We start from the raw sequence: 12754 nt of genomic DNA on the forward strand, positions 1-12754 counted from the left end.
CCCCGAGGGAGGGCCCTTGCCTACGGGGATGAGCCAGCTTGGTTGGTATGTTGGTATTGCCGCGCCCGGCCTTGACCGTCGTGCGTTCAGGCAGGTGCGGGTGGCGCGCTTGGCGCCGCATCCGGCGTATTGCCGCCTGAGGGAGCGCTTGGCATCCTGGTCTGTGGCTGCTTCGGCGGGCGTGGCGGTTTGCCCGCCATGATGTCGTCGATCTGGTCGCTGTCGATAGTTTCAAGTTCGAGCAAGGCGGCTGCCATCGCCTCGACCTTGTCACGATGCTCCTCGAGGAGCTTGCGGGCGAGGCCGTACTGCTCATCGATGATGCGGCGTATTTCCTGGTCGACCTTCTCCATCGTCGCTTCGGACATGTTCTTGTGCGTGGTTACCGAACGCCCGAGGAAGACCTCTCCCTCGTTCTCGCCATAAACCATCGGGCCGAGCGCATCCGACATGCCGTAGCGGGTGACCATGTCACGGGCCATTTGCGTTGCCCGCTCGAAGTCGTTGGAGGCGCCGGTGGTCATCTGGTCCATGAACAGTTCTTCGGCGACGCGGCCACCAAAGAGGACCGCGATGCGACTCATCAGATAGACGCGATCGTAAGCGTAACGGTCCTCTTCCGGCAGTTGCATGGTCAGTCCAAGTGCCCGACCGCGCGGGATTATGGTGACCTTGTGCACCGGGTCGGACTTCGGCATCAGTTTGGCGACCACGGCATGTCCGGACTCGTGGTAAGCGGTATTGCGCTTTTCGTCCTCGTTCATGACCATGCTGCGCCGCTCGGCGCCCATCATGATCTTGTCCTTGGCTTTCTCGAAGTCATCCATGTCCACCAGACGCTTGTTGCCGCGCGCCGCAAACAGGGCGGCTTCGTTGACCAGGTTGGCGAGATCGGCCCCGGAAAAACCGGGTGTGCCACGGGCGATGATGTCGGCCTTAACGTCTGGCGACAGGGGTACCTTGCGCATATGAACGATCAGAATCTGCTCGCGGCCACGAATGTCGGGCAGCGGTACGACCACCTGGCGGTCGAAGCGACCGGGACGCATCAGTGCCGGATCGAGGACGTCGGGACGGTTGGTGGCGGCGATGACGATGACCCCGACGCTGCCTTCGAAGCCGTCCATCTCGACCAGCATCTGGTTCAGGGTTTGCTCGCGCTCGTCATTGCCTCCGCCCAGTCCGGCTCCCCGCTGCCGTCCGACGGCATCCAGTTCGTCGATGAAGATAATGCACGGGGCGTGCTTCTTGGCGTTTTCGAACATGTCGCGGACGCGCGCCGCGCCGACACCGACAAACATCTCGACGAAGTCCGAGCCGGAGATCGAGAAGAAAGGCACCTTAGCCTCGCCAGCAATTGCTTTCGCCAGCAGGGTCTTGCCGGTTCCCGGGTTGCCGACCAGCAGCACGCCTTTCGGGATACGGCCACCGAGTTTCTGGAACTTCGAGGGGTCACGCAGGAAGTCCACCAGTTCGGAGACCTCTTCCTTGGCTTCGTCGCAACCGGCGACGTCGGCAAAGGTGATGGTATTGGTCGACTCATCGAGCAGGCGTGCCTTGCTCTTGCCGAATGAGAAAGCCCCGCCGCGGCCACCGCCCTGCATCTGACGCATGAAAAAGATCCAGACGCCAATCAGCAGCAGCATCGGGAACCAGCTGACGAAGATGCTCATCAGGAAGGACTGTTCCTCTTCCGGCTTGGCTTCGATGGTGACGCCATTCTTCAGCAGATCCGAGACCATCCACAGGTCTGGTGGCGCGTAGCTGGTCAGCTTGCGCCCATCGGTTGTCGTCGCCTTGAGCACGCGGCCCTCGATCACCACCTTGGCAATTGTTCCCTTGCCCACCTCGTCGATGAATTGTGAATACTCCATCGTCGATTGAGCGACCTGGCGGGTGTTGAACTGGTTGAAGACGGTCATCAAGACCAAGCCAATAACCAGCCAGACTGCCAGATTCTTGAACATGTTATTCAATACTTCACCTCTTCTACGTTGTCCGGCGCACCAGCGCCGGAAACCCTGCTGTTCCACGAACTCAGCATTCTAAACCGATTAATGCTCGTTGAAGCAAAGACGGCATCGCAGATGCTCTCACGTTTTCAAGGCCTTGCCCAGCAGGTAGACTTCCGGGCTACGATCCCTGGAGGCATCCGGTTTGCGTGCAGACACGGTTCTGAATGACTGGCGCATTTCCTGCAGAAATTCGCCGAAGCCATGGCCCTGAAAAATTTTGACCAGAAAAGCGCCGTCGGGTTTCAGCCAGTTGCGCGCAAATTCCAGGCCCAGCTCGGCCAGATGCATTACCCGAGCCTGGTCGCAGACGGCGATGCCCGATATGTTGGGGGACATGTCTGAAAGAACAAGCCCCGGCCGGGCTCCGGCGAGCAATTCTTCCAGCGCGAGCAGGACGTCCTGCTCGCGAAAGTCGCCTTGCAGAACAGTGACGCCGCGCATCGGCGCCATTTCCAGCAGGTCCAGGGCGATGACGCGACCACTGCCCCGTAGCCTCTGCGCCGCGACCTGTGACCAGCCACCCGGCGCGGCTCCCAGATCGACGATCGCGTCGCCGCTGCGGATTAGGCCATCCTTGTCGTCGATCTCCATCAGCTTGTACGACGCGCGCGAACGGTAGCCTTCGGCCTTGGCCCGTTGCACATAGGCGTCGTTGACATGTTCGTTCAACCACGCGGTGCTTGATCTGCTTCGTTTCATTGGCTGAAACCCGCTAAAATGCGTTGCTCAAGAAAAGGTGTCCCGCATGCTCAATCTCAGCTCCGACGAGCGCCGCGTCCTGCGCGCCCGTGCGCACTCTCTGCAGCCGGTCGTTTCGATAAGCCAGAACGGCCTGTCCGAATCGGTCGTCCGCGAGGTCGAGGTCAATTTAGGCAGCCACGAACTGATCAAGATTCGTGTCTATAACGACGACCGGCAGGTTCGCGAGCAGTTTCTCGCGACCCTCTGCGAGCGCCTCGAGGCTGCCCCGGTCCAGCACATCGGAAAGCTGCTGGTCATCTGGCGGCCGCGAGCGGACGATCCGGCGCCGCCCGCCAGGCCGCGCGCGAAACGCAGCGAGCCCCGCCGGAGCAAGCGCAGCTTCCAGAGCGGTTCGGGCGCTTGAGACGAACGTCCGGGCGAGGCGGTGGTCGCCAGCCCGGTAGCCCACTCTGCGAGGCTGGCCAGCTGCTCGCGCCGTGACCTATTTGACGGGACGCCGGAATACACTGATCAGGAGCACGCCGAGCAGGCTCTGCGCGACGTAGACGACGCCGGAGACGCCATGCCAGATGGCAAAGCGCTTGTTCAGCACGCTTTCCATCGCTTGTCTTGCCAAGGTGTCGGCCTTGATCTGCGCCAGCAGCGGCTGAATGCCGAACAGATTGACGACGGTGAGCAGCAGCATGCCGATCAGCAGCCAGAAGGTCCACCGGCGCAAGGCGGTCGTCCCCATGCGCAGCAAGCTGTGCAACAGGAGGTAACTGGCACAGCCCAGACCGACCCAGCCGATCAAGGCAAACAACTTGCCGGCGAGCAGGCCGGCCAGCTGGCGATCACTGGCGAGGGCGGAAAAAAAGCGTTGGCGCGACGAGAAAACCGATGGCCCACAAGCCGCCGACCCACAGCGTCAGCGTGATGTCATAGAGCGCGTCGGCGAAGCGTCGCATGGTCAGGACTATTCGTAGCGCACGGCGATGATTTCGTATTCGCGCACACCACCAGGGGCCTGCACTTCGGCAATGTCGCCAGCAAACTTGCCGATCAGCGCCCGTGCGATCGGCGAGTTGATCGAAATCTTGCCAGCCTTGATATCGGCTTCGTCTTCGCCAACGATCTGGTAGCTGACGCGGGCGCCGGTTTCCTGGTCGTCAAGATCGAGCGTTGCTCCGAAGACGCAACGCCCGTCGGCGTCGAGCAGTTTCGGGTCGATGATCTGGGCATTGGCCAGTTTGCTCTCGACTTCCTGGATGCGCCCTTCGACAAAGCCTTGCCGTTCCTTGGCCGCATCGTACTCGGCGTTCTCCGAGAGATCGCCGTGCGAGCGTGCTTCGGCGATCGCGGCGATGGTTCGCGGCCGCTCGACGGTCTTCAGGTGACGCAGTTCGGCGGCCAGTTTTTCAGCGCCATTTACGGTCAGAGGTGTCTTGGTCATTTCTCTCGCTGCCAACGGCGAAGCACCGACACCCGCCAGGCGGGTGGTCGCGACGCTTCGATGGATTAATCAACGCAATTGTGCGTGCAATTCCTGGATCGGATAGACGACCAATGCGCCGCGATTTCTGATTCCTGCGGCGGCTGCTTCGGCGCCCCAGATCGTGGTGTAGATGGTTACGCGCGCGGCCAGGCCGGAGGTCCGGATAGAGCGCGAGTCGTTGATCGCCGTACGCTTCTCGTCCACGGTGTTGATGATCAGGACGACTTCGTTGTTCTTGATCATGTCGACGACGTGCGGGCGCCCTTCGGTGACCTTGTTGACCGGCGTTACCTCAATTCCCGCCGCGGCGATCGCGGCGGCCGTGCCGCGCGTCGCAAGCAGGGTGAACCCCTCCGCGCGCAGATCGCGGGCAATGACTACGGCCTGCGGCTTGTCGGAGTCCTTGACACTGACGAACACCTGCCCTGAGCGGGGAAGGCGCACACTGGCCGCCGTCTGGCTCTTGACGAAGGCCTCGGCAAAGCTGACCCCGACGCCCATGACCTCGCCTGTCGATTTCATTTCCGGGCCAAGAATGGTGTCCACGCCGCGGAACTTGACGAAGGGGAAAACGGCTTCCTTGACCGAGAAGTAATTTGGGATCACTTCCTTGTTGAAACCCTGGCTGGCCAGTGACTGCCCGACCATGCAGCGCGCCGCGATCTTGGCCAACTGCAGGCCGGTGGCCTTGGAGACAAAGGGCACGGTACGCGAGGCGCGCGGGTTGACCTCGAGGACAAAGACAATGTTGTCCTGGATCGCGAACTGGACGTTCATCAGGCCGCGGACGTTGAGGCCCTTGGCCATCAGCCGTGTCTGCCGGCGCATTTCATCCTGCAACTCGGCCGACAGTGAATGGGGCGGCAGCGAACACGCCGAATCACCGGAGTGGACCCCGGCCTGTTCAATATGCTCCATGACGCCGCCGATGAGCACCTCGTCGCCATCGCAGAGGGCGTCGACGTCGACTTCGCAGGCGTCGTTGAGGAAACGGTCGAGGAGGACCGGCGAGTCGTTGGACACCTTCACTGCTTCACGCATGTAGCGTTCGAGGTCGCGCGGGTCATGGACGATTTCCATGGCCCGCCCGCCGAGGACGTAGGACGGACGGACGACCAGCGGGTAGCCGATCTCGGCGGCCAGGCGCAAGGCGTCGGGCTCGGTACGTGCGGTACGGTTGGCCGGCTGCCTGAGACCTAGATCGTGCAGCAGTTTCTGGAAGCGTTCACGGTCTTCGGCAGCATCGATCATGTCCGGGCTGGTGCCGATGATCGGGACTCCGTTGGCTTCGAGGTCGCGCGCCAGTTTCAGTGGCGTCTGCCCGCCATATTGTACGATGACGCCATAGGGCTTTTCGACGGCGACGATTTCCAGGACGTCTTCGAGCGTCAGCGGTTCGAAGTACAAGCGATCCGAGGTGTCGTAGTCGGTCGATACGGTCTCCGGATTGCAGTTGACCATGATCGTCTCGTAGCCATCTTCGCGCAGTGCCAGCGCCGCATGCACGCAGCAGTAGTCGAACTCGATCCCCTGACCGATCCGGTTGGGGCCGCCGCCGAGGACCATGACCTTCTTGCGGTCGCTGGGATTTGACTCGCACTCGTCCTCATAGGTCGAGTACATGTAGGCGGTATCGGTTGCGAATTCGGCGGCGCAGGTGTCCACGCGCTTGTAAACCGGGCGTACCTGCAGGGCGTGGCGGCGCTCGCGAACCGCGGTCTGGGTGGTCTGCATCAGCGTCGCCAGACGCTTGTCCGAGAATCCTGCGCGCTTGAGGTGCCGCAATTCCTCGCGTGACAGCGACTCCAGCGGCTGGCCGCGGATTTGTTCTGCCTGCTTGTAGAGGTCCTCGATCTGCGCCAGAAACCACGGGTCGATCGCCGTCAGGCGGTGAATTTCATCGACGCTCATGCCGATGCGCATGGCGTCAGCGATGTACCAGATCCGTTCCGGGCGCGCTTCGCTTAACGCTATCTCGATTTCCTCACGGTCGGTTGTCCGCTCGTCGAAGCCATCGACGCCGATTTCCAGACCACGCAAGGCTTTTTGCAGCGACTCCTGAAAGGTCCGCCCGATGGCCATCACTTCGCCGACCGACTTCATTTGCGTGGTCAGGCGCGAGTCGGCCTCGGGGAACTTCTCGAAGGCGAAACGCGGTACCTTGGTGACCACGTAGTCGATCGACGGTTCGAATGACGCCGGCGTCTTGCCGCCGGTGATTTCGTTGGCCAGCTCGTCGAGCGTATAGCCGATCGCCAGCTTGGCGGCCACCTTGGCGATCGGGAAACCGGTGGCCTTCGACGCCAGCGCCGACGAGCGCGAGACGCGTGGATTCATTTCGATGACGATCATTCGCCCGTCACGCGGGTTGATCGCGAACTGCACGTTGGAACCGCCGGTGTCGACGCCGATCTCGCGCAAGACCGCCACCGAGGCGTTACGCATGATCTGGTATTCCTTGTCGGTCAGCGTTTGCGTTGGCGCGACGGTGATCGAATCGCCGGTGTGCACGCCCATCGGGTCGAGGTTCTCGATGGCGCAGACGATGATGCAGTTGTCGTTGCGGTCGCGAACGACCTCCATCTCGAACTCTTTCCAGCCGATCAGCGACTCCTCGATGAGCAGCTCGCGGGTCGGGCTGGCCTCCAGGCCGCGCTCGCAGATGTCGAGGAATTCCTCCTGGTTGTACGCAATACCGCCGCCCGAACCGCCCATCGTGAACGAGGGTCGGATGATGGTCGGATAACCAATCATCGCCTGCACCTGCAGCGCTTCCTCCATCGAGTGCGCCATTGCCGAGCGCGCCGAGCCGAGACCGATCCTGGTCATCGCCTGCTTGAACTTCTCCCGGTCTTCAGCCTTGTCAATGGCCTCCTTGGTGGCACCGATCATCTCGACGCCGAACTTGTCGAGAACGCCATGCCTGGCCAGGTCAAGGGCGCAGTTCAGCGCCGTCTGCCCGCCCATCGTCGGCAGCAGCACGTCGGGCCGCTCGCGGCTGATGATCTTCTCGACGGTCTGCCAGTTGATCGGCTCGATGTAGGTCACGTCGGCCATGTCCGGATCGGTCATGATCGTCGCCGGGTTCGAGTTCACCAGGATTATCCGGTAGCCTTCCTCGCGCAGTGCCTTGCAGGCTTGCGCGCCGGAGTAGTCGAACTCGCAGGCCTGACCGATGACGATCGGACCTGCGCCGATGATGAGAATGCTCTTGATGTCAGTGCGTTTGGGCATTTTGCCCCTTCTTGTCTTGCATCATCTGGACAAAGCGGTCGAACAGATGGGCGATGTCGTGTGGCCCCGGGCTGGCTTCCGGATGGCCCTGAAAGGAAAAGGCGGCGACGTCGCTGCGTGCGACGCCCTGCAGCGAGCCGTCGAAGAGCGATACGTGCGTCGGCAGCAGTGTCGGTGGCAGCGTTTCGGCGTCCACCGCGAAACCGTGGTTCTGGCTGGTGATCAACACCTGCCCCGTACGCAGGTCCTTGACCGGGTGGTTGGCGCCATGATGACCGAACTTCATTTTCGTGGTTCTGGCGCCCGACGCCAGCGCCAGCAGTTGGTGGCCAAGGCAAATACCGAAAGTCGGCACCCCGGCGGCAAGGATTTCACGGATCGCCTCGATGGCGTAGGCGCAGGGTTCCGGGTCGCCTGGGCCGTTGGACAGAAATACGCCGTTGGGCTGTCGCCTGAGGACTTCGGCAGCCGGTGTTTGCGCCGGCACGACCGTGACCTGGCAGCCGCGATCGGCAAGCATGCGCAGAATGTTGTGCTTGACGCCGAAATCGTAGGCCAGGACATGAAATCGTCCCTTGGCGACCGAGCGATAGCCGTCCAGCGTCCATTCGCCGGCTGCCCATTCGTAGGGCGCAGCAGTGCTCACCACCTTGGCCAGGTCCATGCCGGCGAGACCGGGGAAGTTCCTTGCTGCGGCGATTGCCTCCTGCTCATCAACGTCGACGGCCATGATGCAGCCAGCCTGGGCACCGCCTTCGCGCAGAATGCGGGTGAGCTGGCGAGTGTCGATGCCGGCGATGGCGACGATACCGTGTTTCTGCAGGTAGTCGGGCAGGGTTTCCTGCAGGCGCCAGCTCTCGGCGCGAATCGGCAGGTCGCGGATGACCAGGCCGGCCGCGTAGTTGCCACGCGACTCGAAGTCTTCGGCGTTGCAGCCGACGTTACCGATGTGCGGGTAGGTGAGAGTAACGATCTGGCGGCAGTACGAGGGATCGGTAAGAATCTCCTGATAGCCGGACATCGCGGTGTTGAATACGACCTCGCCGCTGGTGCTGCCGCCGGCGCCGATGGCATGGCCGCGGAAAATCGTCCCATCGGCCAGTGCGAGAATCGCCGGCGGAAGAGTGGGTAACAAGGGCACGAAAGACTCCTGTTGATGCTGCTGGTGAATGCGTCGCCGGTCCGGGCTGAAGACATGCAAAAGCGGGACGGGCGCACGGCCCTCCCGCTCGGATCCTTGCAAGCCGAGGCATTATACGGGAGCGCACCGTTGTTGGGCAATCTGCGCCGTGCGTTGGGGTGTGTCGCAAGGTGCATCGAAGGGAGCGTGGGCTCACCCGGAGGGCATCGACAGTGTCCTACACGGTCCGCTCGCCACGTACGAAACGATCCATTTCGGGTTTCAGCCGCTCCATTTCCTCGGCAAGCGCGTCAGCGAGCCGAATGCACTGCGACCAATCGACTTCGCCACCGGCGGCGGGCTTCGCTGCATGCTCGATAGCGAGCGCCAGACGGCGAGCCTTCTCGGCATGAAACATGGCGAGCAGGCTTTTCAGGGTATGCGCGCCCATCGACAACTGTGCCGCTTCCCGGTTGCGCAGACTGGTCGTTATCCACCCCAGGTGCTGTTGCCATTCGGCGACCAGCATTCCGGCCATGGTCAGCAGCAACTCGCGATCACCCAGATCACGCGCTGCCGCCGTCAGATCGAGCGAGGTGGCCGACAGCGTCGCATTCGGCAGTGACGGTGCCGAATCCTCGTTGCTTTCCGGGGCCAGGCAGCGATCGATGGCTGCATACAGATCTTGTGGCTTGACCGGTTTGGCGACGTAGTCGTTCATCCCCGCTTCGAGGCATAACTCGCGGTCACCCTCCATGGCGTTGGCGGTCATGGCAATGATGCTCACCGATTTGAACTCGTGCGACATTACCCAGCTGCGCCGCATCTCGCGGGCGCGAATCGATTCCGTCGCCTCGATTCCGCCCATGACCGGCATCTGCACGTCCATCAGGATCAGATCGAAGGGCTGCTGCTCAAAGTGATCGATCGCTTCCGCGCCGTTGTTGGCCAGGGTTACCTGGTAGCCGCGCTTTTCCAGAAGGCGTCGCGCAAGTTCCTGGTTGACCGGATTGTCTTCGACCAACAAGGCGTTGATGTGCCCAGTGCTTGTCCGTCCCGCGTCCGCCGCGAAGTCAAAGGGCGCCAGGATCTCCGTTCCTTCGTCACCGGCGCCGGAGAGCAGCTTGAGAGCGGCGACCAAGTCCTCGGCGGCGATCGGTTTGACCAGGTGCGTGCCGACGGCTAGCTCGCGCAGGCGATCGAGCTCTTGCCGCTGTTGTTCGGTGGTCAGCAGGACGATCAGTTTTTCGGGACAGCTGCCTCCCCGCCATGACTCGGCCAGGGCCAGTCCGCCCGGCGGCGGCATCAGCGCGTCGACCAGTACGTAGTCGTAAGGGAAGCCGATGGCGCGTGATTTTTCGATCGCCCGGATAGCGGCCTCGGAATCACTGATTTTCGCCGTGTCAACGCCGCATTGCGCGAGTACTGTGGCCAGTTGTGCGGCAACGGTCGGGTGCCGTTCAAGGAGCAGGGCGCGTTGGCCGCTGAATTGCGCTACCGGTGGCGACCGTTGCGCGCTGGCATCGACACCAAGACGGGCGGTGAAATAGAAGCAGGAACCCTGGCCTTCGACACTGTCGAGCCACACCCGGCCCTTCATCATCTGTACCAGGTGGGTACAGATCGTCAGGCCCAGGCCGGTCCCACCAAAACGCCGCGTTGTCGAATCGTCCGCTTGCGAAAACGCGCCAAAGATGGCCGCCTGCCGGGACGCAGGAATGCGGATACCGGTGTCGCGAACGGCAAAACGCAGGAGGGTCGACTCGGTCCTTGCCTCGTCGATCGAGACGGTGACCTCAATCTCTCCGCGCTCGGTGAACTTGATCGCGTTGCCAATGAGATTGCCGAGTACCTGACGCAGGCGCGCGGGGTCGCCAATTACCCTGCCCGGAACATCCGGAGCCAGCGAAATGATTAGCTCGAGTCCTTTCTTGTGGGCGGTGATCGCCTGCGTGCGGGCGGCGTCGAAAACCAGATTGGACAACGGAAAGGGGATTTCTTCAAAGCGCAGTTTGCCCGCTTCGATCTTGGAAAAGTCAAGAATGTCGTTGACGATGGCCAGCAGAGACTCAGCCGAAGACTTGACCGTTTTCAGATAGTGCCGCTGCTCGGCGTCCAGTTGCGTGTCGAGCGCGAGGTCGGTCATGCCGATGATTCCGTTCATCGGCGTGCGAATTTCGTGGCTCATGTTGGCCAGGAAGGTGCCGCGCGCCCGGTTCGCCGATTCGGCCGCTTCTTTGGCCACCAGGGCCGCTTCCTCGGCTTGTTTGAAGTCGCTGATGTCGCGCTGTAGAAGCAGCATTCGCAAGGGGGCGCCATGCTCGTCGTGGGCGATGATCCGGCCTTTCAGCAGCAGCCATTTCCATTTTCCTGTCTTGGTGCGCAGGCGACAGGTGCAATGGAAGACGGGTGTCTCGCCCTGAGCGTGCGCGGCGACCACTGCATTGAAGGCCTTCAGATCCTCCGGATGAGCCAGCTTGCGCCAGGCAGCGATACTGTCGGCAAGTTCATCCTCGGCGTAGCCGAGAAGCTGTTTCCAGTTGCGCCCCGACTCGATGCGACCGCCGCCAAGGTGCCAATCCGAAAAGGCATCCCCCGAAAGTTCGGATTGCACGCCGTGCAGGCGCGCGTATTTCGATACCAGGCTGTCGGCCGCTTCGAGAACGCGGGAAACGCTGCTCGCCAGTGCGGGCGACTGCTCGGCAAGCACGGACTGCAGATGCTCAAGCGCAGCCTCTGGATCGTCGCCCAGTACGCTGGCCAGTTTGCGCGCCAGTTGCGGGTTGTGCAGCGCCAAAGTCGGGGCCGTCGGCGGAAGGTTGGGGAGGCTTCAGCGCAGGCCGAGGACATCCTGCATGTCGAACAGGCCGTGCTTCACACGCGACAGAAAATGGGCCGCACGCAGGCTGCCCAGCGCATATGGCATACGGCTGCTTGCCCTATGGCCGATCTCCACGCGTTCGCCGAGACCGCAGAAGAGTACATCGTGATCGCCGACGATATCGCCACCCCGGACAGTGGCAAAGCCGATGGTCGACGGCAGTCGCTCGCCGGTGACTCCCTGGCGACCGTAGATCGCGCAATCTCCCAGATCGCGACCAAGCGCATGGGCGACGACCTCGCCCATGCGCAGTGCGGTTCCTGACGGCGCGTCGACCTTCTGGCGGTGGTGCGCCTCGACGACCTCTACGTCATAACCCTCGTTCAGGATTCGGGCGGCCACGTCGAGCAGCTTGAAAACGACGTTGACGCCGACGCTCATGTTCGGCGCAAAGACCACCGGGATATCCTGCGCGGCGGCGGCAATCGCCTTTTTGCCGACGGCATCAAATCCGGTGGTGCCAATGACAATTGCCGTACCATGTCGGCGACAGCTTTCGAGGTGCTGAAGCGTGCCCTCGGGTCTGGTGAAGTCGATCAGGCAGCTGGCCTGGGCAATTCCGGCGTCGCTGTCGCTGCTGATCGCTACCCCGCAAGGTGCGCCGACCATTTCGCCCGCATCCTTGCCAAGCACTGCTGCGCCGGGTTGGTCGATTGCCGCAGCCAGCGTCGCGTGCGCGTCCTTGAGCGTGGCTTCAACCAGCATTCGCCCCATGCGTCCGCCAGCGCCTGCGATAGCGATTCTCAATGCGTTCATGTCACAGTCCCACGCTGTTCAACATTTTCCCAAAAAAGCCCGGTTCGTCCGGCGGCGGCACGGCTACACTTCCGTCGGTCGGGAGCGAGCCGAGGTCGATCTCCCGAATCCGGTTTTCGGGCCTCGCGGCACCGTCCCCTGGCTCCGCTGGCGCGACATCGCCAGCGACTCGCGCCAGCTTGCCGTCATCGTCAAAGAAAACGGCAAAACGCCGCGTCTCGGCCTTGGTGCTATTGCCTTTCTTCAGCCAATAGAAATAATCCCAGCGATTGGCATGAAACATGTCGACCAGGACCGGCGTGCCCAGAATGAAGCGTACCTGATCCTTGGTCTGTCCGGGGCGCAACTGTGAAACCATCTCCTGCGTCAGCACGTTTCCCTGCTGTACGTCGATCCGATACTCGGAAATGATCCGCGGGACCTCGGAGCAAGCCGATAGCGCGCAAAGAACAAGGACGGTAGTGGCAAATCGCGGGAAGATCATGTTTGGGTCGGATCGTGGTAAGTGATCAAGGAAGAGTGAGTGTTGGCCTGCGGGTAGCCACCACCGGTACCCGGATCGACCGTCAAAC

General features: G+C 62.2%; 10 protein-coding genes. 1 reads left to right on the forward strand and 9 read right to left on the reverse strand.

The features are described from left to right. Positions 1-86: 86 nt before the first annotated feature. Complete coding sequence (gene ftsH, locus QZ613_RS19030; protein WP_043564098.1) at positions 87-1976, reverse strand: ATP-dependent zinc metalloprotease FtsH; 1890 nt, start codon at positions 1974-1976, stop codon at positions 87-89. Positions 1977-2093: 117 nt separating this feature from the next. Beyond that, positions 2094-2714 carry an RlmE family RNA methyltransferase gene (locus QZ613_RS19035; RefSeq protein ID WP_043564096.1) on the reverse strand — a complete coding sequence of 207 codons (621 nt, stop codon included), beginning with the start codon at positions 2712-2714 and terminating at the stop codon, positions 2094-2096. 46 nt (positions 2715-2760) lie between these two features. Between QZ613_RS19035 and QZ613_RS19040 the strand changes: the two genes are divergently transcribed. After that, a complete protein-coding gene (locus tag QZ613_RS19040) occupies positions 2761-3120 on the forward strand; it encodes a YhbY family RNA-binding protein (protein ID WP_043564095.1) in 360 nt (119 codons plus the stop codon). Positions 3121-3198: 78 nt separating this feature from the next. On the opposite strand, the gene QZ613_RS19045 is transcribed toward QZ613_RS19040, so the two are convergent. The 7 genes from QZ613_RS19045 to bamE form a co-directional block, all read right to left on the reverse strand. After that, on the reverse strand, positions 3199-3519 hold the full coding sequence (locus QZ613_RS19045; RefSeq protein ID WP_291983622.1) for a DUF4149 domain-containing protein: 321 nt from the start codon (positions 3517-3519) through the stop codon (positions 3199-3201). Between the two features lie 153 nt (positions 3520-3672). Then, positions 3673-4149: a transcription elongation factor GreA gene (gene greA, locus QZ613_RS19050; protein ID WP_043564092.1), complete on the reverse strand. Its 477-nt coding sequence runs from the start codon at positions 4147-4149 to the stop codon at positions 3673-3675. 69 nt (positions 4150-4218) lie between these two features. Then, the gene (gene carB / locus QZ613_RS19055) at positions 4219-7425 is read right to left on the reverse strand and encodes a carbamoyl-phosphate synthase large subunit (RefSeq protein WP_043564090.1); all 3207 of its coding nucleotides are present in this window, start codon (positions 7423-7425) and stop codon (positions 4219-4221) included. Beyond that, entirely contained in the window at positions 7409-8566 is a 1158-nt protein-coding gene (gene carA / locus QZ613_RS19060; protein WP_043564185.1) for a glutamine-hydrolyzing carbamoyl-phosphate synthase small subunit, read from the reverse strand. Before carA ends, carB begins: the two co-directional genes overlap by 17 nt. A 217-nt stretch (positions 8567-8783) precedes the next feature. Beyond that, positions 8784-11342 carry a response regulator gene (locus QZ613_RS19065; RefSeq protein WP_291983625.1) on the reverse strand — a complete coding sequence of 853 codons (2559 nt, stop codon included), beginning with the start codon at positions 11340-11342 and terminating at the stop codon, positions 8784-8786. 33 nt (positions 11343-11375) lie between these two features. Beyond that, positions 11376-12182, reverse strand: a complete 807-nt coding sequence (gene dapB, locus QZ613_RS19070; protein WP_043564088.1) for a 4-hydroxy-tetrahydrodipicolinate reductase — start codon at positions 12180-12182, stop codon at positions 11376-11378. A gap of 1 nt (position 12183) precedes the next feature. Continuing rightward, complete coding sequence (bamE, locus tag QZ613_RS19075; RefSeq protein WP_043564086.1) at positions 12184-12666, reverse strand: outer membrane protein assembly factor BamE; 483 nt, start codon at positions 12664-12666, stop codon at positions 12184-12186. Between the last annotated feature and the right edge of the window lie 88 nt (positions 12667-12754).

The sequence above is a fragment of the Candidatus Accumulibacter sp. ACC005 genome (assembly GCF_907163215.1).
GTDB lineage: Bacteria > Pseudomonadota > Gammaproteobacteria > Burkholderiales > Rhodocyclaceae > Accumulibacter > Accumulibacter regalis.

Coding starts and splice junctions, on each gene's coding strand:
- QZ613_RS19035 (WP_043564096.1), bottom strand. CDS start 2,714: ATGAAACGAAGCAGATCAAGCACCGCGTGGTTGAACGAACATGTCAAC.
- QZ613_RS19040 (WP_043564095.1), top strand. CDS start 2,761: ATGCTCAATCTCAGCTCCGACGAGCGCCGCGTCCTGCGCGCCCGTGCG.
- greA (WP_043564092.1), bottom strand. CDS start 4,149: ATGACCAAGACACCTCTGACCGTAAATGGCGCTGAAAAACTGGCCGCC.
- carB (WP_043564090.1), bottom strand. CDS start 7,425: ATGCCCAAACGCACTGACATCAAGAGCATTCTCATCATCGGCGCAGGT.
- dapB (WP_043564088.1), bottom strand. CDS start 12,182: ATGAACGCATTGAGAATCGCTATCGCAGGCGCTGGCGGACGCATGGGG.
- bamE (WP_043564086.1), bottom strand. CDS start 12,666: ATGATCTTCCCGCGATTTGCCACTACCGTCCTTGTTCTTTGCGCGCTA.